The organism is Gracilibacillus dipsosauri (genome assembly GCF_003176895.1).
Classification (GTDB): domain Bacteria; phylum Bacillota; class Bacilli; order Bacillales; family Amphibacillaceae; genus Gracilibacillus; species Gracilibacillus dipsosauri.
Genome location: NZ_QGTD01000004.1, coordinates 125,575 through 145,274, shown reverse-complemented (window position 1 = coordinate 145,274; position 19,700 = coordinate 125,575). Strand labels below are relative to the sequence as shown.

General features: G+C 38.5%; 20 protein-coding genes, 1 pseudogene and 1 riboswitch. Of the genes and pseudogenes, 16 read left to right on the top strand and 5 right to left on the bottom strand.

Annotation, left to right across the window (positions count from 1 at the left end; genetic code table 11):
* Nucleotides 1-8: 8 nt before the first annotated feature.
* A riboswitch (SAM riboswitch) is annotated at nucleotides 9-115 on the bottom strand.
* A 416-nt stretch (nucleotides 116-531) separates the two neighbouring features.
* Nucleotides 532-1,899: an SLC45 family MFS transporter gene (locus DLJ74_RS02420; protein WP_109983207.1), complete on the top strand. Its 1,368-nt coding sequence runs from the start codon at nucleotides 532-534 to the stop codon at nucleotides 1,897-1,899.
* A gap of 84 nt (nucleotides 1,900-1,983) precedes the next feature.
* Entirely contained in the window at nucleotides 1,984-3,663 is a 1,680-nt protein-coding gene (locus DLJ74_RS02415; protein WP_109983206.1) for a glycoside hydrolase family 13 protein, read from the top strand.
* Nucleotides 3,664-3,716: 53 nt separating this feature from the next.
* Here the strand turns inward: DLJ74_RS02415 and DLJ74_RS02410 are convergent, their stop codons facing one another.
* A complete protein-coding gene (locus tag DLJ74_RS02410; protein WP_109983205.1) occupies nucleotides 3,717-4,883 on the bottom strand; it encodes a DUF4317 domain-containing protein in 1,167 nt (388 codons plus the stop codon).
* Between the two features lie 135 nt (nucleotides 4,884-5,018).
* On the opposite strand from DLJ74_RS02410, the gene DLJ74_RS02405 reads away from it, so the two are divergent.
* From DLJ74_RS02405 to DLJ74_RS02385, 5 genes are all read left to right on the top strand, one after another.
* A complete protein-coding gene (locus tag DLJ74_RS02405; RefSeq protein WP_109983204.1) occupies nucleotides 5,019-5,711 on the top strand; it encodes a response regulator transcription factor in 693 nt (230 codons plus the stop codon).
* Entirely contained in the window at nucleotides 5,708-6,658 is a 951-nt protein-coding gene (locus DLJ74_RS02400; protein ID WP_109983203.1) for a sensor histidine kinase, read from the top strand. The genes DLJ74_RS02405 and DLJ74_RS02400 overlap by 4 nt, the downstream gene beginning before the upstream one ends.
* A gap of 79 nt (nucleotides 6,659-6,737) precedes the next feature.
* Nucleotides 6,738-7,664, top strand: a complete 927-nt coding sequence (locus DLJ74_RS02395; RefSeq protein WP_109983202.1) for an ABC transporter ATP-binding protein — start codon at nucleotides 6,738-6,740, stop codon at nucleotides 7,662-7,664.
* Nucleotides 7,657-8,346, top strand: coding sequence for an ABC transporter permease (locus DLJ74_RS02390; protein ID WP_054860069.1), 690 nt, complete (start codon nucleotides 7,657-7,659; stop codon nucleotides 8,344-8,346). The genes DLJ74_RS02395 and DLJ74_RS02390 overlap by 8 nt, the downstream gene beginning before the upstream one ends.
* Before the next feature lie 20 nt (nucleotides 8,347-8,366).
* Nucleotides 8,367-8,918: a P-loop NTPase family protein gene (locus DLJ74_RS02385; protein WP_054860070.1), complete on the top strand. Its 552-nt coding sequence runs from the start codon at nucleotides 8,367-8,369 to the stop codon at nucleotides 8,916-8,918.
* A 6-nt stretch (nucleotides 8,919-8,924) separates the two neighbouring features.
* Here DLJ74_RS02385 and DLJ74_RS02380 read toward each other — a convergent pair whose 3' ends face one another.
* The 3 genes from DLJ74_RS02380 to DLJ74_RS02370 are packed head-to-tail and all read right to left on the bottom strand — an operon-like array spanning nucleotide 8,925 to nucleotide 11,726.
* Nucleotides 8,925-9,914 (bottom strand): LTA glycolipid anchor biosynthesis glycosyltransferase, IagA/BgsA family, encoded by a 990-nt coding sequence (locus tag DLJ74_RS02380; protein ID WP_109983201.1) that lies wholly within the window; start codon nucleotides 9,912-9,914, stop codon nucleotides 8,925-8,927.
* A gap of 13 nt (nucleotides 9,915-9,927) precedes the next feature.
* Nucleotides 9,928-10,527, bottom strand: coding sequence for a TVP38/TMEM64 family protein (locus DLJ74_RS02375; protein ID WP_109983200.1), 600 nt, complete (start codon nucleotides 10,525-10,527; stop codon nucleotides 9,928-9,930).
* Complete coding sequence (locus DLJ74_RS02370) at nucleotides 10,524-11,726, bottom strand: glycosyltransferase family 4 protein (RefSeq protein ID WP_109983199.1); 1,203 nt, start codon at nucleotides 11,724-11,726, stop codon at nucleotides 10,524-10,526. The genes DLJ74_RS02375 and DLJ74_RS02370 overlap by 4 nt, the downstream gene beginning before the upstream one ends.
* A gap of 353 nt (nucleotides 11,727-12,079) precedes the next feature.
* On the opposite strand from DLJ74_RS02370, the gene DLJ74_RS02365 reads away from it, so the two are divergent.
* Both DLJ74_RS02365 and DLJ74_RS02360 read left to right on the top strand, forming a co-directional pair.
* Nucleotides 12,080-12,880: a glycerophosphodiester phosphodiesterase gene (locus DLJ74_RS02365; protein ID WP_181397413.1), complete on the top strand. Its 801-nt coding sequence runs from the start codon at nucleotides 12,080-12,082 to the stop codon at nucleotides 12,878-12,880.
* Between the two features lie 353 nt (nucleotides 12,881-13,233).
* Complete coding sequence (locus DLJ74_RS02360; RefSeq protein WP_109983460.1) at nucleotides 13,234-16,113, top strand: glycosyl hydrolase 53 family protein; 2,880 nt, start codon at nucleotides 13,234-13,236, stop codon at nucleotides 16,111-16,113.
* Between the two features lie 54 nt (nucleotides 16,114-16,167).
* Here the strand turns inward: DLJ74_RS02360 and DLJ74_RS02355 are convergent, their stop codons facing one another.
* Nucleotides 16,168-16,671, bottom strand: a complete 504-nt coding sequence (locus tag DLJ74_RS02355) for a DinB family protein (RefSeq protein ID WP_109983197.1) — start codon at nucleotides 16,669-16,671, stop codon at nucleotides 16,168-16,170.
* Nucleotides 16,672-16,961: 290 nt separating this feature from the next.
* On the opposite strand from DLJ74_RS02355, the pseudogene gvpJ reads away from it, so the two are divergent.
* The 7 genes and pseudogenes from gvpJ to DLJ74_RS02325 all read left to right on the top strand — a co-directional run bounded on the left by gvpJ (nucleotide 16,962) and on the right by DLJ74_RS02325 (nucleotide 19,693).
* Nucleotides 16,962-17,188: pseudogene (gene gvpJ / locus DLJ74_RS20340) on the top strand (gas vesicle protein GvpJ).
* Complete coding sequence (locus DLJ74_RS02350) at nucleotides 17,185-17,556, top strand: coiled-coil domain-containing protein (RefSeq protein WP_109983196.1); 372 nt, start codon at nucleotides 17,185-17,187, stop codon at nucleotides 17,554-17,556. The pseudogene gvpJ and the gene DLJ74_RS02350 overlap by 4 nt, the downstream one beginning before the upstream one ends.
* A gap of 25 nt (nucleotides 17,557-17,581) precedes the next feature.
* Nucleotides 17,582-18,022 (top strand): gas vesicle protein GvpQ, encoded by a 441-nt coding sequence (gene gvpQ / locus DLJ74_RS02345; protein WP_109983195.1) that lies wholly within the window; start codon nucleotides 17,582-17,584, stop codon nucleotides 18,020-18,022.
* A gap of 47 nt (nucleotides 18,023-18,069) precedes the next feature.
* On the top strand, nucleotides 18,070-18,333 hold the full coding sequence (gvpA, locus tag DLJ74_RS02340; RefSeq protein ID WP_054860102.1) for a gas vesicle structural protein GvpA: 264 nt from the start codon (nucleotides 18,070-18,072) through the stop codon (nucleotides 18,331-18,333).
* A 48-nt stretch (nucleotides 18,334-18,381) separates the two neighbouring features.
* The gene (gvpO, locus tag DLJ74_RS02335) at nucleotides 18,382-18,648 is read left to right on the top strand and encodes a gas vesicle protein GvpO (RefSeq protein ID WP_109983194.1); all 267 of its coding nucleotides are present in this window, start codon (nucleotides 18,382-18,384) and stop codon (nucleotides 18,646-18,648) included.
* Between the two features lie 15 nt (nucleotides 18,649-18,663).
* The gene (locus DLJ74_RS02330; protein WP_109983193.1) at nucleotides 18,664-19,431 is read left to right on the top strand and encodes a GvpL/GvpF family gas vesicle protein; all 768 of its coding nucleotides are present in this window, start codon (nucleotides 18,664-18,666) and stop codon (nucleotides 19,429-19,431) included.
* Nucleotides 19,432-19,435: 4 nt separating this feature from the next.
* Nucleotides 19,436-19,693: a gas vesicle protein GvpG gene (locus DLJ74_RS02325; protein ID WP_054788113.1), complete on the top strand. Its 258-nt coding sequence runs from the start codon at nucleotides 19,436-19,438 to the stop codon at nucleotides 19,691-19,693.
* Nucleotides 19,694-19,700 lie beyond the last annotated feature (7 nt).

The window sequence follows — 19,700 nt, the reverse complement described above, 5'->3', positions numbered from 1 at the left end:
TGCTTTCCTTCTCATCTTTCGTATTAAAATACGTCTGAAGTTGGCACCATACTTTGAATAAAAGTTGGTTGCCGAGAGATCATAGGGTCAGTCCCTCCCCCTCTCTGGATGAGAAATATCCATATAGTTTCATAGACTATATCATGAAAAAAGAAAAACATCAACTTAGTGAAGAACAGGTTGTCGAAAAAATATATTTTGCTCATCTCGCTATGGAGAGGAGAGATAGTCAAGATAAAAAGATATATCTTGGCAATCTAGCTAGGAAGAGGAGCGTTCACCAAGATATATTGCAAACAGCCCCTCATATGCTAATCAAAATAGATTTATAGAAAAAAGAAATATTCGGAACATTAATGCAATCGATTGCGCTATAAAATAATTTCAGATATAATATGAATTGCTCGATTAAAAAAGTAATAGTATTTATATATCGTAACAAAAAACCATTTAGAACAAATGAAAGCTTATGTGCAATCGATTGCATTTTGAAAGCGGATAAATGAGAGGTTTAGGTTTAAGGAGGATATTATGTTAGCAGAAGAAATTAAGACAGAAGAAGAAAGCAATGTAAAACAACAATTACCGAATCTACCAATCAGTACGATATGGTTGATTAGTTTTGGTTTTTTAGGAGTACAAATGGCATTCTCCTTGCAAAGTGCCAACATGGGGCGAATTTTTCAAACGATTGGAGCAGATCCTACTAAATTAGGATTTTTCTTTATATTACCGCCACTTGCAGGGTTAGTCGTTCAACCGATTGTTGGTTATTTATCCGATCGAACGTGGATGCCGAGGCTCGGCCGGAGAATCCCTTATTTACTCGTTGGTTCCATTGTCTCTGTAATAGTTATGTGTTTATTGCCGAATGCGGGAAGCTTTGGTTTTGGGTTTGGTTCCATGCTTGCTTTAATGTTTGGGGCGGTAACGATTTTATTTATGGATCTCTCATCTAATGTTGCAATGCAGCCATTTAAGATGATGGTAGGAGATATGGTCAATGAAAAGCAAAAAGGATTCGCTTATTCGATCCAAAGCTTCCTATCGAATAGCGGGGCTGTTTTAGCTTGTATTTTCCCATTTTTACTAACTGCAGTAGGTGTTTCCAACACTGCGCCTAAGGGAGTTGTCCCACCATCAGTGGTTATTTCCTTTTATGTCGGTGCGGTAGTTCTAATCATTTGTAGTTTATTTACGGTATTTAAGGTGAAGGAATATTCCCCTTCGGAATATGCTCTTTACCACGGAATAAGAGAAGATGCGCATAAGAAAAAAACGAGTATGTTTGGCTTACTCCGCAGTGCTCCAAAAGTATTTTGGACAGTTACACTTGTTCAATTGTTTTGTTGGATGGGCTTTCAATATCTTTGGACATATGGTACAGGTGCTGTTGCGGCGAATGTGTGGAATACGACAGATCCTTCAAGCTCTGCTTATCAAGCTGCAGGTAACTGGTTCGGCATCTTGTCCGCAGTACAATCCGTAGCTGCAGTACTATGGTCACTTGTACTATCACGTATTTCTAACCAAAGAAGAAAGCTGGGTTATGCGATTAGTTTAGTGCTTGGAGGAATCGGATTTAGTTCCGTATTCTTTATCCATCATCAATGGCTTTTAGTTATCTCCTTTACCCTAATAGGAATCGCTTGGGCAGCCATGATGACCTTTCCATTTACGATTCTTACAAATGCATTAACAGGGGAAAATATGGGGACATATCTCGGTTTGTTCAATGGTAGTATTTGTTTACCACAAATTATTGCCTCTTGTGTAAGCTTTGCCATTTTTCCATTACTTGGGTCGTCGATGCCTGCCATGATCTTATTATCAGGAATTTTCCTCATAATTGGGGCATTGTCGGTTGGAACAATCAGAGAAACCTTAGCAAAATCGTAAGGGAACAGATAAGCATGGACGAACATATAAAAAAATGGATACATCCATTTTTTCAAATAGATTAAAAGATAAAGGAGAATAGAGATGCGGACTGTCAGTAGAAAGTGGTGGAAGGAAAGTGTTGTCTATCAAATCTATCCGAGAAGCTTCATGGATAGTAATGAGGATGGAATTGGAGATCTAAAAGGAGTAACATCAAAGCTCGACTATTTGAAAGACCTAGGAATCGATGTCATCTGGATATGTCCAATGTATAAATCTCCAAATGATGATAATGGCTACGATATTTCTGATTACCAAGATATTATGGACGAATTTGGGACAATGGCCGATTTCGATGAACTTCTAGAAGAAGTGCATAAGCGGGAAATGAAGCTGATTTTAGATTTAGTCATTAATCATACGAGTGATGAGCATCCATGGTTTATCGAATCACGCTCTTCAAAGGATAGTCCAAAACGTGATTGGTATATATGGCGTGATGGCAAAAATGGTAAGGAGCCAAATAATTGGGAATCGATCTTTAACGGATCTGCATGGAAATATGATGAAAAAACAGATCAATATTTTATGCACATCTTCTCTGAACGTCAACCAGATTTAAATTGGGAAAATCCTAATGTAAGAGAAGCATTATATGAGATGGTGAACTGGTGGTTGGATAAAGGAGTCGATGGCTTTCGCGTTGATGCTATTTCCCATATCAAAAAGGAACCTGGCTTAAAGGATATGCCAAATCCCAAAAATTTAGACTATGTACCATCCTTTTCAAAAATGATGAATGTCGAGGGGATTGATCCATTTCTATCAGAATTCGCACAAAAAACGATCCATAATTACGATATTATGACAGTTGGAGAGGCGAATGGCGTTAAGCTGGAGGATGCGGACAAATGGGTTAGTGAAGAGCATGGCTACTTTGACATGATTTTTCAATTTGAATTTTTAGGTCTATGGCAAAAGGATGGAGACGGCACTGTAAATGTGCAGGCATTAAAAGAAAATCTATCGAAGTGGCAGGCAGGTCTTGAAGGGAAAGGCTGGAATGCTTTATTTATCGAAAATCACGATCAACCTCGCCGAGTGTCCACATGGGGAAATGACCAAGAGCTTTGGAAGGAAAGTGCTAAAATGCTAGCTGCCTTGTACTTCCTCATGAAAGGAACCCCATTTATCTATCAGGGTCAGGAAATCGGTATGACGAATGTTCAGTTTCCATCGATAGAGGATTATAATGATGTCGGCATGATCAATTACTATAAGTTAGAAACAGAAAAAGGACGTCCACATGAGGATATTATGCAAGTCATCTGGAAGCAAGGACGCGATAACTCCCGTACTCCTATGCAATGGCATGCTGGGGCAATGGCAGGCTTCACTACATCGAATAAAACGTGGATGAAGCTGAACCCGAATTATGTGGATATTAATGTCTCGGATCAAATGAATGATCCTGACTCCATTTTGAATTTTTATAAGGCTTTAATCAAGTTAAGAAAAGAAAATGAGGTTTTCGTTTATGGAAGCTACAAGTTGCTGTTAGCCGATCACCCTAGTCTCTTTGTTTATACTCGTACATTTGGCGAGAATAAGGCATTAGTGATCAATAATTTCTCTGAAAAACATACGGAATGTAAGCTTCCGGCTGAAGTTTCTATTATTTCCTCACAGCCTGTTCTCCACAATTATGAAGTAGAAGAGGAGAAATTAGTAGAAAAAATGACATTAAAGCCTTACGAAACAAGGGTATATTTATTTAACTAAAAGAGTAGGAACCCGGATATTTTTCCGGGTTTTTTATTTTAACATTCACGCGATTATTTAAACACTTCTGGAATCATCGTAAATCCATCCACAATGGTGTCCTCTTCAACCTCAATCATTAAATACCGTCTTCCATCAATTTGTATTTGTTTAACAAATCGCAAATCCTGTGGACTTACTGCTACATTAGCTATCTTTGTATTAATCTTAATAGATTTTGAGGTGAATTTTGGCACAATGTTTCTCGCTTTTAGCTCATAACCCTTATCATCCACTACATTTTTAAAGGCTGTTTCGACCTTTTCTGTGTCCACATCCTCTAGGCCACTCGTCTTCAATACCTGCTCCACATCCCTGTAATCTAGCTTCGGTGGCTCTTCCTCTTCATTTTCCTCCACCACACGATTGATTTCCTCATACATACTAGCAAGGGTCGATGTATTAATTTGATGGCCAACAGCGTCGCGAACAATTTCCTCGAATACAATTTTATCATCCTTGGCAGTCAAGGTTTCCTCGGCATTTAAAACCTCCTCAATGAAGTGAGGATCTGGTTCATTCGCCTTCCCTGTAGCGTAGAGAATACGGTTCACATCAGCAGCATTTTCCGTAAAACAAGGGAATAGAAAACCGCCAACTGGTGCCTTAAGATTAATCACAGGGTCAACGACTACATTATATTTAAATTCCTTCTCTACATAATCAAATACGAGCTCTTTTTTTGGATCCTGTGTTTTATTTAAACTACATAGAATAAAGGAATGGGAATAGACAGAATCTCGTTTACTTTCCTCGGCATCATCATTCCCACGCTTCATTGGCTTTAAGTATTCTCCGCGAATGAAGGTGACGACAATATCCATTTCATACTGCTTTTCATCAAGCATTTTCTCCACTATTTGTAGCATTTGTTCCTTCCAGGCATCTGTTTCACTGCTTAACAAACCTTGATGTAGAATAAGCTGACTACTATTTTCGATACCGGATAGAAATTTCAGCTCAAATAACTTTTCATCGATTGTGCCTGTCAGCACTTTTTTGAAATTGTTCATAAATAATTCCTGCTGGTCTTGATCTAACATTTCAAAGGGCTGACTTTCCTGATGATAAATTTCGCTGGACTCCTTCATGATATACACATTAAAAATATCATGTATTTTCAATAAGTCATTGTCTAGCTTGAATTGCTTTCGTATATTGGCTATATCTTTTTTGTTCATTTTATTTCACTCCTAGACTGTTATTATAACTGAAAAAAGAATCGAAAACTATTAATCTAGCAATATATTTCAGAAGGATGATACAGTATAATGAAAAGGATAAATGTTATTTTTTGCTAAGGAAGAGGGATGGAAATGCAGGAATCGATATTATTAGTTGAGGATGATCAACAAATCCGAGAAATGGTGGCCAATCATTTGCAAAAAGAGAGCTATGAGGTTATTTCCGTCGATGATGGTCAGAAGGCCATCACGCTATTTTCGCAAAATAAATTTGATTTAGTCATATTAGATCTCATGCTTCCTACCTCTAACGGAATAGATGTATTACAGCAAATAAGAAAGGAGAGCCTCTTGCCTATTCTGATCATGTCCGCAAAGGATAGTGATGTCGATAAGGCGTTAGGGCTTGGCTTCGGGGCAGATGATTATATCGCAAAGCCTTTTTCGTTAATCGAAATGACAGCAAGGGTGAAGGCTGCATTAAGAAGATCGAAGCAATATAGTCAAAACCATCCACCAGAAATCGTTAAGGTATTCGATTTAGAGATAGATCTAAATAACTTTACTGTACGAAAAAAAGGTGACGAAATATCTTTAACTGCAAAGGAGTTTCAAATATTACGTCTTTTAGCAACCAATCCGAACCAAGTCTTTACAAAAGGTCAGCTCTATGAAAAGGTTTGGCAGGAAGCGTATTATGGGGACGAAAATGTCATCAATGTTCATATTCGAAGATTAAGAGGTAAGATAGAAGACAATCCCTCTTCCCCAAAGTATGTGAAAACAATTTGGGGAATTGGATATAAACTGGAGATGAGACAATGATCTATCTACTAATTGTGGTGATAGTCGTCCTGCTGCTGCTTGTTTTTAAGCTATATCATGAAAAAAAGAAGATAAGATATCAGCTTAGTTATATGACAGAAAAAATGAATCAGATTATTTCGAATCCATCTGCTGAGCGCTTACTTTTAATGACAGAAGAAAAGGAGCTTAGAAATCTATTAAACGAAATCAATCGCTTGCTGGATTTTCACCATCAATACATTGCAGATAATGCAAAGGTGAGGATGTCGATGAATCGGATGTTATCGAATGTCTCACACGATCTGAGAACTCCTTTAACCGTCATTTTAGGCTATTTAGAAACAATGGAGTATGACAAAAAATTGACAGATCAAAAGCGAGGTTCACTTCTAACTAAAGTACGTCGGAAGGCTTTGGAAGTGTCAGATTTGATCAATAAATTTTTTGATCTAGCAAAATTAGAGTCTGGTGATTGGCAGTTGGATATCCGTAAAGTTCATCTGAATGAGGTTTGTGCAAAAGCAATCGTTGGCTACTATGATACCTTAAGCTCCAAAGGCTTTGCAGTTGAAACTGATATTCCTCAGGAACCCATTTTCCTTTACGCAGATCCAGAGGCGATTACGCGGATACTAGATAATTTATTAACAAACGCGATTCGCTATGGGAAGGACGGAAAAATGGTAGGGATTGCTTTGGAGCAGGATGAAGACCATGTCTATCTAAAGGTATCAGACCGCGGAAAAGGAATAAAAGAGCAAGAGAAGCAACGAATCTTTGAGCGTTTATACACACTAAATGATTCCAGAAGTCGACAAGCAGAGGGTAGTGGAATCGGGCTAACGATAGCTAAACATTTAACCGAACAAATGAACGGACAAATTACATATGCCAGTACGCCTTATACGAAAACCGTTTTTACGGTTCAATTTCCTAAAGCCTTAAATGCTTCTTTTCTAACTTAAGAAAATCGTAAGAATTGCGTAATAGAAATGACGGTTTCCTCTGATATAGTGAAGCTAATCAAAGTAAGGGGGATGTTACATGACTTATATGCTTAGGACCAGACAGCTTACGAAGCTCTATGGAGGAGTAGAGGTAGTCTCGAAGGTGAATATGAATGTTCGGCGTGGAGAGATTTATGGATTTTTAGGACCGAATGGTGCTGGGAAAACGACCTTAATGAAAATGATCACAGGCTTAGTTCGCCCAACCGAGGGAGAAATAGAAATAATGGGGGAAAAGCTTCAGACTCAATCGTATGAAATGTTAAAAAAGATTGGAAGTATCATCGAATACCCTCGTTTTTATGAAAGGCTCTCGGCAGAACAAAATCTCGAGCTTCATTGTGAATACATGGGCTACTATAAAAAAGAAGCCATTGCTGAATCTCTACAGCTCGTAAACCTAGTTAATGTGGAGAAAAAGCCAGTTAAGGAGTTTTCCTTAGGCATGAAGCAAAGGCTCGGTATCGCAAGAGCGATTATTACAAAGCCTGAATTTCTCATCCTTGATGAGCCGGTAAATGGATTAGATCCAATCGGCATGCATGAAATCCGTGATTTGTTTTTCAAGCTTAGTAGACAATATGGTATGACACTTATCATCTCTAGCCATATACTTGCAGAAATGGAACAAATCGCAGATACGATTGGTGTGATTCGTGAAGGTAGATTAGTGGTAGAAGCTCCTTTAGAGGATATACGAAATAAACAAACGGATCATCTAGAGTTGATGGTTTCTAATCATACAGGAGCTGCTTTTGTACTTGAAAATGAATTGAATTTGACTAATTTTAGATGGCGTGAGGATAAAGGAGTGTTTCAGATTTATGATCATAAGGTTAATCAGAGTGACATTGTCGAGGCGATGGTTAGGAGAAGGATAAGGATTGATTCGATTTATCAAAGAAACCAGTCTCTGGAGGATTATTTCCTACAATTGATGGAAGGGGTTGAAGTAAATGGTTAATCTTATGAAGCTGGAAATGAGACGAGTTAACATAAGAAATGTATGGATTAGCTTTCTATCGATCAATGCGGGGATCATCGGTATACTACTTTTGTTTGAAATTGATCCTGAAATAACGAAGGAATTTTATACGAGCTATGATGATGTATTTTTCTTTTTGGAGTTGATGGTTGCCGCAGCATTTGTTATTTACGCCTCTGTACTACTCTCTCAGCTAATTGTCGAGGAGTTTAGAGATAAGACGGTCTCTGTTCTGTTCATGTATCCAGTCAACCGCAAAAAGTTACTATTTGCTAAACTTATGGTTGTTAGTATGCTAACCTTTCTATTTATCGTTAGCTCTGGCATCATTGTTTTTACTGGATTTTACTGGATAAATGAGATAAATAGCTACATATTGGAGCCCTTATCCAGCCAATTTTTACGTGAAAAAATCATTCATCTTATCGTGATGGCCATAGCCTGTGCAGGAATGTCTCTGATTCCTCTAGCATTCGGCATGATCAAATATTCTGTTCAAGCAACGATTACCTCATCCATTCTGATCATCGCCATCTTATCCTCCTCTGTAGGAAATGGAACGAATTTATTTTCCTTTATTGGTGTACCTATTTTCTTAGGAATGATTGGTTTTATGATTGCAGCTATGGTAATCAGTAAATCGGTGAGGAAGGATTTTTAATAACAGGAGGGTGATGCTAAATGATTATCTTAATCGGCGGAACAAGCTGTACGGGAAAGACCTTTCTAGCACAGAAGCTTTTAGAAAAATACCGAATCCCATATTTTTCAATCGATCACCTAAAGATGGGGATCTATCGAAGTGATCGTGATTGCGGCTTTACTCCACTTGACGAGGATGAGATCATCACGGAAAAATTATGGCCGATAATTCGTGAAATGATCAAAACAATGATAGAAAACAACCAAAGTGGGATTATAGAGGGATGTTATCTTTTACCAGAACAAGTAGAGGCACTAAGAAAGAAATACCCTGAGGATATTATCTCCTTTTACCTGATTTTCTCTACTCCTTATATTCGAGATCATTTTGATTCAGGCATTATCAAATACCGAAATGTGATAGAAAATAGAGGAGCTAAAGAAGATAGGCCCATCACTCAATTTATCGAAGAACACGATAAGCTGAAACGTAAATGTATACAAAATGATGCGAAATATTTTGAGATAGAGCAAAATTACGAAGAAGAGATGATGTTTGTTTATCAATTTATAGAAGAAAAAGGCCATTAAAAAAGGTTAAAACTGATACAACTCTAACAGTTTCTCACCGATTTTTTTAATATCTTTTTCTAATGCTAGCTTGTATCCATTTTCCGTCAAATCTCCTAATTCTCCTGCGAGCATTCCATTAATCATGCTTTTGAATTGATCAAAATGCTTTGCCTTGTAGACCGTTTTCCCGTTGGTTAACCATTTATTATAAATCGGAATATCTCGGACTAACACAGGAGTTTTCGCGGCCAATGCTTCAAGTAAGACAATCCCTTCTGTCTCTTCATGAGTCAAAAATAAAAATAGATCACTTCCACAGTAAGCATCCCTAATCTCCTGTCTATTAATATAGCCCGGGAAATATAGATTAGGGATATTTTGATTCATCGCATGCTTCACCTTTGCAGGAACCAATTTCAAAGGGGTGTAACCAAACCAATAAAACCGGTACTCTGGCATTTGCCTCGCGAGCTCAATAAAATCTAAGATTCCTTTTCGTTCCATAAAATGCCCAACAGAAAGGATGACCTTGTCCTGTTCAGATATTTGATATTTTTTTCTGAAGCGATTTCGTGCAGCAGTGGTTGGGCGAAAGAAGCTTGTATCAATCCCATTAGACAAGCTGAAAATAGGAGGATTTAACCTATAGCTAGATAGTATTTGTCGCGCATAATCTGTAGGAGTGATTATAATATCTGCTCGATTATAACAAAAGGTAATCCATTTCTTAAAAAGCGGTGCTAACCAATTGGAACCAATAAAGGAATTGCGAAAATCCTCCATTGTGGAATGGGCATAGTATACGACCTTCTTCCCCTTTTGCTTCGCCCACCAGCTCATCATTAGCGAGTTAGGAAAGATCGTATTGATATGGACGATATCGAAGTCCTCATGATGATTTGCTGTATGTGGAATATTCAAAAGCTCCAGTGCTTTCTTCTGATGGCGCATAGCTTGTCCGATTCCACTTTTGCTAATTAGCCTTTCAGAGCCAGCATATAATAACACTTTCATAATACATGTCCCCCTATGTAACAAAAGATGAAATGTAGCGAAATAATAGTTCCAATCCAAAGCTATAAATAGCAATGGGGAGAGGTTTTCCAATCAGAATAATAGCTGTAAACTTTTTAAAAGACATTTTCGTTGTTCCAGCAAGGTAACAAAGAAAATCGTCTGGTGCAATCGGCATAAAAATCGCCACACCAAAAAGTAGCGGAAATTGTTTATGCTCTACCCAGCTTCTATATTTATTTCGAAGCTTTTCTTTAAAGAAAAGGGTCAGTACGGTATGGCCATATTTTTTGGCTATGCAAAAAGCGGCTAGAGAACCTAAGCAGATTCCGATATAGTTATAAAGCAAGCCGAAGATTGGTCCGAAGATTAGAATTCCACCAAGACAACCAATCCCACCTGGTACTATAGGGAAGACCACCTGTACAAATTGAAAAAGGATAAAGAAGATGGGCGCCCAAATACCAAATGGATCTAGAAAGGCCTCTAGAGCCTCTTCTGAATAAAAAAGCTTTGTTTGTATGCCATAGATAAAAAAGGCAAGACAAACCACTAAGCTTAGAATGGTAAGGATATGATAAATCGTTTTAATGGTTTTTGGATTTAGTTTCATGAATTCAAGCTACTTTGATTAAAATTTGGCAGACTATCGTGATTTTTTGGGTGTTCCTTGATCGCCTGAAAATAAATGCTTTCGATGTTTTGAGCAAAGGCAGTCGAGGAAAAATTCCGCACAGCGCTTTCTACCGCGTTTTTAGAAAACTGTTGCCATACTTCCTTATCGGAAATAAGCCATTGTAATTTTTCTTTAAAATCCTCATAGGAGGAATACTGCCACCCATTTCGTTCATTCACAATAACATTGTCCAAGCAAGGATCCTCGCGACAAATAGCCGGTAGTCCACTTGCTAATGCCTCAATATAGGTTAGTCCCTGTGTTTCACTATTAGATGCACTAACAAAGGCATCGCCTATCTGGTAGTATGTCGCTATTCGCTCCGGTGATACCATCCCAGTAAAAATAACGCGGTCAGAGATATTCTTTTTATTAGCATAATTTTCAAGTGAATGTCTGTGAGGACCGCCCCCAACAATCAATAAAACGAGATTCTGTCGATTTAAGCGTGCAAAATAACGAATGATTTCTTCTAAATTTTTTTCTTTTGCTAATCTGCCGACAAACAATAAGAGCCGTTGGTTTGGAGATAAGCCGAGCTGCTGCCTAAGCTGTTGTTTCGTTCTATTTTGTATTTTTTTCGTGAATTGGTGTAAATAAATACCTGTTGGAATGACACTAATCTCTTGCGTAACCCCATAACCTTTTAATAACGATTGAACCTTATCGGTTGGCGCAATCACATATGTAGCATGCTTCAGTACTTTTTTGGTAAAGACGGCAACCATCGCTTTTCCCCATTTGCGATTAGGAGAAAAATAATGGGTGTAATCCTCATAAACGGTATGATAAGTATGGATAATGGGTGCACCACAATGTTTGGCTATATACTTGGCTAAACGGAAGGTGCTAAATTCGCATTGTGTATGGATGACATCCGGTTGCCATGCTATTAATTCATCAAGATATTTATCATTGGTGGATAAGGTGATTCTAGCACCTGGATATATTTTACCAATGCCTAATGAGCTTATATATGTCACTTCATTTTGCCGAAATGATTTCTTTTGGTTAGATAGGGTGAGTATACGAACATCATGACCTAAGTGCTGTAATTCCTTTTTTAAGTTGATGATAGATGTCACTACTCCATTAATAACAGGAGAATACCATTCGGATGTGATTAAGATTTTCATTGTAATCCCCCAATTTCTTCCCATCAAAAATAATCAGCTGGTGATGGATGAGTTAAGTACCTATGGAAACAATATGCATCCCCATCTCTAAATAGTATAGAAGAGTTTTTTTAAGGAGATATTAACCAAAAGTTAAATATTTGATAAATTTACTAAGCTAGGAACTGTAAAGCTTTCGTAAAAGATTTCATATTTTCTTTCTGTTTGGACAAAAATAGCTATAATAGTGATTGAAATACTTACTTATAGAAGGTGTTTGTTTGAGGAAATCGTTAAGTTGGATCATAATCTTACTCATGTTTTTGTTGATAAATACAATATGGGATGGGAAAAAGGAGGAAGCTGTAACTGTAATGAATAGGACAGAGGACTCTTTGTTGTCCCCTAATCGAATGCTGAACATTGCCCACCGTGGGGCTTCTGGTCATGCACCGGAGCATACGATGAAGGCCTATCAGCTTGCAATGGAAATCGGAGTCGACTATTTGGAAATTGATTTGCAAATGACGAAGGATGGCAGACTTGTTTCCATGCATGATCCCGATGTTTCGCGAACTACGGACGGAAGTGGTTTAGTAAGTGAGTATACATTAGCAGAACTTCAGAAGCTTGATGCGGGTGCTTGGTATAATCAGAACAATCCAGATAAAGCGAATAAAGATTTTGTTGGATTAAAAGTCCCTACATTAGATGAAATATTCGAGCATTTTGGGAAGAAAGCGAATTATTATATAGAGATTAAACAACCATCTCAGTCTCCAGGTATGATCTCTTCATTACTAAAAACATTGAAAAAGTATGATCTGTTAGACCCGAATAATCGGGAAGGATCTGTTATTATTCAATCCTTTAGTGAAGAGAGCCTACAGCAAATTCATCAAAGAGCCCCTTCGATACCTCTGATTCAGTTGAAGGGGGAAGCTATTACCAAAAAACAGTTGGAAAAAATAAAGGAATATGCCTCAGGAGTTGGGGTAAATGCGAAGTTAGTTGATAGAAAATTTGCCTCGATGGTGCGAGATGCAGAGCTCCTCTTACATGTCTATACGGTGAATGAAAAAGAACAAATGGTGCAGCTACTGGAATGGGGTGCAACAGGCCTTTTTACGAATTACCCTGATCGGTTGAAAGAGGTTTTAAAGGAGATTCATTAAAGGTGTGTTCACAGCGCACCATTTTTCCTATGAACCGAACTCGAGGCCAAAAAAACTAGTCGAACTCACAATAACGCAACCAGAAGCCACAATAAAACTAGATAAACTCACAATAATTCATCCAAATACACAATCTAATTAAATGAACTCAACATGTTACCAAACAAAATCCAAAAAACTCAGTTCCAGCACTTTAATGATAAGCCCGAAGGTGTATTTAGCCTGTAAGAAATTCCCTCCCCTTTCGATCCCAAAGCATTCAATTTCTGAAAGTAATGACGAATAATTTGATATATCAAACAAAATGAAACCGCTTTATAATAAATAGATAAAGAAGAAGGGGGAATATCGGAATGAAGAAAGTGAAGCAAGTTTTTGCAATTATTCTTGTACTTACTCTCTTGTTTGGATCATCTCATTTACAACATATAGAGGTAGCAGCAGTAATAGAGAATAATTTATTAACCAATGGGGGATTTGAAACAGATTTCTATCAGGATGCATCCTGGCAGGTGAGTGAAGTCAACTGGGACAATATAACAATCAATGCAACTGGCGAAGACTCTGTCGAAGGACATGCTGTTAATTACTGGGTAAAGGATACGGCAACAGAAGAAGAATCCTTCACCATTAGCCAAGTAGTTTCTTCCTTACCAGCCGGTAGCTACCAATTATCCGTTCGTTCGATGGGTGGCTCAAAAAACGAAGCTGGTGAGGTTGCGCTTTTTGCTGGCTCCAATAAGGCTGATCCAGTAGCAACAACTGGTTGGGGCAATTGGGAAACGAATAGTCTTACATTTGAAGTGACAGAGGATACAAAAGACTTGAAGGTTGGGGCTACTATTTCGGGAAAGCCGAACGCATGGGGGAACCTAGACAATTTCCAATTAGTCAGCATAGATGAACAAACCCCACAACCTGTTCCAGCTGATATTTTTGTGGAACGTGTAGAAGGTATAGCTAAGGATTTTATTAAAGGGGTGGATGTTTCTAGTATCCTTTCCTTAGAGCAAAGTGGTGTTACGTTTTATAATGAGAAAGGCCAAAAGCAGGATATCTTTACAACATTAGCCGAATCTGGCGTCAATTATGTTCGCGTTAGAGTGTGGAATAATCCATATGATGCAGAGGGAAATGGTTATGGTGGTGGAAATAATGATTTAGACAAGGCCATAGAAATTGGAAAAAGGGCGACTGCAAATGGAATGAAGCTTTTAGTTGACTTCCACTATTCCGACTTTTGGGCAGATCCTGCGAAACAACAAGCACCAAAAGCATGGCAGGGACTAAGCCTTGAAGACAAGAAGCAAGCTCTCTATCAATATACGAAGGATAGTCTACAAGCAATATTAAATCAAGGCATTGATATAGGAATGGTGCAAGTAGGAAATGAAACAAATGGAGGCATTGCAGGTGAAGATGATTGGACACATATGTCTGCACTTTTTAATGAAGGCAGTCGAGCAATTAGGGAAATAGATCCCAATATTTTAATCGCTTTACATTTCACCAACCCAGAAACAACTGGCCGCTATGCCAACATTGCCCAGACATTAGCAGAAAATGAAGTGGATTATGATGTTTTTGCAAGCTCCTATTATCCATTCTGGCACGGCAGCTTAGAAAATTTAACCAATGTGCTTAAACATGTGGCAGATACTTATGATAAACAGGTAATGGTTGCTGAAACCTCTTATACTTATACAGAAGAAGATGGCGATGGTCATGGAAACACAGCGCCAAAGGACAGTGGCCAAACCTTAAATTACCCTATTAGTGTTCAAGGACAAGCCAATGCATTAAGAGACGTATTCGAAGCAGTGGTGAACGTAGGGGAAGCAGGGATTGGTGTCTTTTATTGGGAACCAGCCTGGCTTCCAGTTGGTGATCCAGATCATATAGACATAGAGTCCAATCAAGCATTGTGGGAAAAATACGGATCAGGATGGGCGACAAGCTATGCAGCTGAATACGACCCAGAAGATGCAGGGGAGTGGTATGGTGGTAGTGCTGTAGATAATCAAGCATTATTTGATTTCTACGGAAAACCTTTACCTTCCTTAAATGTTTTTAAATACTTAGATACTGGTGCTATTAGTGAAAGGCAAATAGATCAAATTGATGATATTTCCCTTAGCTATCATCTTGGAGAAGAAATTACCTTACCCAGCACAGTTACCGTCCTCTATAATGATGGCAGTGAAGAAGCAATAGAGGTGAGTTGGGATCAAGAAGCCTTAGAAAAAGCTAAGGCTGGCGGTGAAGGTAGCTACACCATTACGGGAACGATTGATGGTGGTCTAACCGTACAAGCCTATCTAACGATTCAATCGAAAAATTATGTCCAGAATCCTAGCTTTGAAGATGCGGATACAAGTATGTGGAATCTCACCTTTGCTAATGGATTACCACCACATGCATCGATAAAGGAAAATAAGTCTAATTCCAAAACAGGTAATTATTCGTTAGATTTCTGGTCAGATTCAAACATCGATTTCAAAATAGAACAAACAGTTACTGGGCTAGAACCAGGATATTATCGTCTATCGATGTCGCTTCAAGGTGGAGATGCTGAAGATGCAGAGATGTTTCTTTTTGCCTCTACCAGTGAAAGGAATTATCGAGTAAATACAGCAGTAGATGGCTGGGTGAACTGGAAAACTCCGATAATGGAAGAAATTCTCGTAACAGACGGAAGCTTAACGATTGGTGCTAGTATCACCGCAGAACCTGGGGCATGGGGGACAATAGACGACTTTCAATTACAGAAGATAGCCGATTATCAACAAACCATTGACACAACAGCATTAAATGAATTGATTGAAAAAGCCAAAAAAGTGAAGAAACGAGATGTGACTGTAGCATCGTTCCAAGCATTACAAAAAGCAATCAAACAAGCAGAAGTATCTATCGCAACGATCACCACAGATAAAGAATTAAAACAGGCATTAGCAGAGCTTGAAAATGCAATTCGTGCATTAGAGGAAGCTTCCACCGAACCCGTTCCAGAAGATCAAGAAAAGATCACAGATAGCGAAAGGGAATCTGAAATAGAGGAAAAGGAAATGAACCGTGACCAAGAAGGCTTCGTTCATACTAGCGAAGAACGAGAGAAAGCCTTACCGAACACAGCAACGAATCAATATAATCTAATGGTCATTGGTTTTCTCTTACTATTGCTAGGCTTTACTAGTTATTTCTATAACCAAAGGAAAAACAAAATCAAGGCATAAACAAAACAGCTCCCCACCGATAATGTAAATCGGAGGGGAGTTTTTCAATAGAGATTAAAGCGGTGGATTCTCCACACCCAATTTACCCCAATCCTCTTTTGGTGGGCCATAAACCCCGAATGGCTTTAAACCAGCTTGGCGCATTAATACCGTGATTTGTCCTCGATGGTGGACAATGTGTTTAATTAATCCCATTAAAATCGTGGCATTGGATTCCTCTCTACCAAACGCATCTTGTACCTGTGATAGCGAATCATCTGTCCACTGCTCCTTTAACTCAATCGATACACGAGTACTTGTCTCCTTAAAAACTTCTGCGATTTTTCTTGCTGATGCTGGCACAGTATCTACATCTTCAACTGAATCGATTACAAGACCGAAATCTGATAAATATTCCGGTATGCTTGTCGTTAAATGCCAAGCAATTCTGCCAATGCTGCGACCCTCCGGATAAACTTGTTGATACAAGGATTCCTCTGTTAGGCCCTCCAAAACCTCTTGTGTGAGCATTGCTTCCCTTTCCCATTCTTTCCTAAAGTCCTCAATAGATAAATACATTTAAATTCTCCTTTACAGAACATTTGTTCCTATAAAATTATCACTTCCTAATAGTTATGTCAAGGGAGAAAACGTAAACAATTTGTAATAAATGAGTAAAATATCCTTCCGCCTAACTAAAAAATTGCTTGAAGCCAACCCTTTCCTCATTCCTCTAGTAGTAATATTTGAAGAAGATATTTCCATTTAAATGGCGAAGGAAAGGAATTCCTGTTTTAGACAGCTTATTATCGTGGTATGGATAGGTAAGCTGATAATTTATAGATCTCGCGTTTGTTCCTACAACAAATGTGAAGGAGGTCCCCCATGAGTATCCAAAAACAACTGATAGCTCAAGCTTAGCGGAGGTGATCGACAGATTACTGAATAAAGAATTGTGATTGATGCCTATGCAAGAGTTTCATTAGTGAGAATTGTGATCTTAAACGTAGAAGCAAGAGTAGTTATGGGATTACTTCAAGATGGAGCCAGTGAAAAATCGGAGAATGAAAGCCATTCAAAAAGGAGATTGTTATGATAGCACAAAAGCAAGAAAATAGTAACCAAAACTCACTAGGATACATTTTTATTGGTGGACTTGTTGGGGCATCCCTTGGTTTGTTATCTAACCCTGAAACAGCTCAAACCATCTGCAAAAAGATACAAGATTCAGAAGCAACACAAAGGCTAGCACAAGAGGTCGGAAGGAATGTACAGGGAATCCTTACCCAACAGGCTATGCTGGCACTAAAGCAAGCAGCACCTGCCTATTTAGGAAAAAATCGCTTTGCAGGAAAGCCAGAGGATCCATCCTATCAACAATTAAAACAAGAAAACGAGCAAATGAATGAAAGACTAGAACAAATAGAGGAAAAAATAGATCAGCTTTTAGCAGACAACCAATAATACGCCGTTTATAAAGGAGGATCTTATGGAGAATCCAGTAAAGAAGACGGCAAAAAAAATAACGAAACAAGCAGTTGAGAAAGCCCCTGATGCTTTAAAGGAGAAAGCGAAAGAGAAGCTCAAAGAAAAAGCAGAGGAAAAAATTCAAGAAAAGACGCAGGATAAAGCGGAAAAGGCATCGGAAAAGCTAGCAGAAACCGTTGAACAAAACGCGACAAAGGCTCATGACAAGGCAGCAGACGCAAAGGATAAAGTCCAGGATATTTTATTATCTGTGAGAGATAAGCTGAGTATGGTGAAGGAAGCCGGAGAAAGCTTTCAAGAAAGTATTTCCGAGGACGAATCGAAGCTAAAGAGCTACCGCGAGGTCAAGGGAATCAGTAATGTAAAGAACGCAAGCAATCTAAAGGGAGCAAGTGATATAAAGAGCTCGACAAAGGTAAAATCCTTAATGGATATTAATTAGTAAAGACTACTAGATTCTTAAAATACGACAAGTAAAGGAGAATAATCATGGCTGTTCAAAAAACAACTGATAGTTCAAGCTTGGCAGAGGTAATTGACAGAATTCTAGATAAAGGGATCGTGATTGATGCCTATGCAAGAGTATCAGTAGTAGGTATTGAAATTCTAACAGTAGAAGCACGTGTCGTTATTGCAAGTGTGGATACATGGTTGCGCTATGCGGAAGCCGTTGGGTTATTAAGAGATGAAGTAGAAGAGAATGGACTACCATCCCAACGTAATGAGCGCAGCAATACAGCGTTTGGTATTTAATCAAAGGGTGGCTACTAGCCACCCCCTGTTCTCAAAATGGAGGTAACCATGAAGATAAAAGAAATTATGAATAATGTCACAGATTTTTTTCAAGAGCATGTTGCACCGCCTCATAAAATTACATCTGTAGAAAAGCTAGAAGAGGGTGGATGGAGGGTAACAATCGAAGCAGTCGAGGAAAAGGAATATATGAAAAAATATGCGAAGGATGAAATGCTCGGGACATATGAGGTTTTAGTAGACAAGGACAAGGAAATTACGTCATTTAAAAGACTGGATATACGGTACAGAAGTGCTATTGGCGTAGAAAGCTAGAAGGGAGTTATGTAAATGTCAAACCAAGATAATGCTGGAATCTATATCTTTTGTGGGATACAAACAAACGAAAAAGAGGAATTTGGCCCTGTCTCGTTTGATGGAAAGGAATATGACACGTTTACGATACATTATCAGGATGCTGCCATGGTGGCGGCAAAGGTACCTATGAAAATCTACCCTCCAAATAAGGAGAATCTTTTCATGCATCAACAACTAGTATCTAAAGTGATGCAGAGCAAGGATGTAGTCATTCCGATTAGCTTTGGAAATGTATTTCATTCAACAGAGGATGTGGAGGTACTACTAGAAAACCTTTATCCACAATTTGCACGATTATTTCCAGAAATTAAAGGAAAAATGGAGCTTGGCTTAAAGGTAATTGGGAAAAAAGACTGGATAAAATCTCAAATGAATGAAAGTCAAAAAGTAAAGCGACTTACCAGACAAGTAAATGGGAAGTCGGCGGAAGCGAGCTATTATGAACGAATTCAATTAGGTGGAGCAACCCAAGAAGTCGTCTCCTCTCTTATTCGAGACATAGAAGCCGACATTTATGCCCCATTAAAAACAAAGGCAGAGGCAGCGAAGCTCAATGACCCGATCGGTGATAGGATGCTATTAAATGCTTCCTTCTTAGTAGATCGGGATAAGGAAGAGACCTTCGATCAGTTAGTGAATGAAGCCCATGAAAAATGGCAGGATAAAGTTGAATTTAAGTACAGTGGTCCGTGGCCTGCTTATAATTTTGTCCAAATTCACCTAGCAGTTGAGGAAAGTTGAGATCATGCTACACAAATTAGTAACAGCCCCTATGCGTCTTGTCAAAACAATCGGTGAAAAGGTACAGGAAGAGGTAGATCAAGAATTATATGACCTTCCAACCATTCAACAAAAACTCATTCATTTACAAGCCATATATGAGCAAGGAGATCTTCCAGAAGTAGAATTTAAGGTAAGAGAGGCTGACTTGCTAACAAAATATGAGAATGCGAAACAAAGAGAGTTAGAGCAATGGGAAGAGATGACAAAGAGAAGAGATTAAGGAGAAA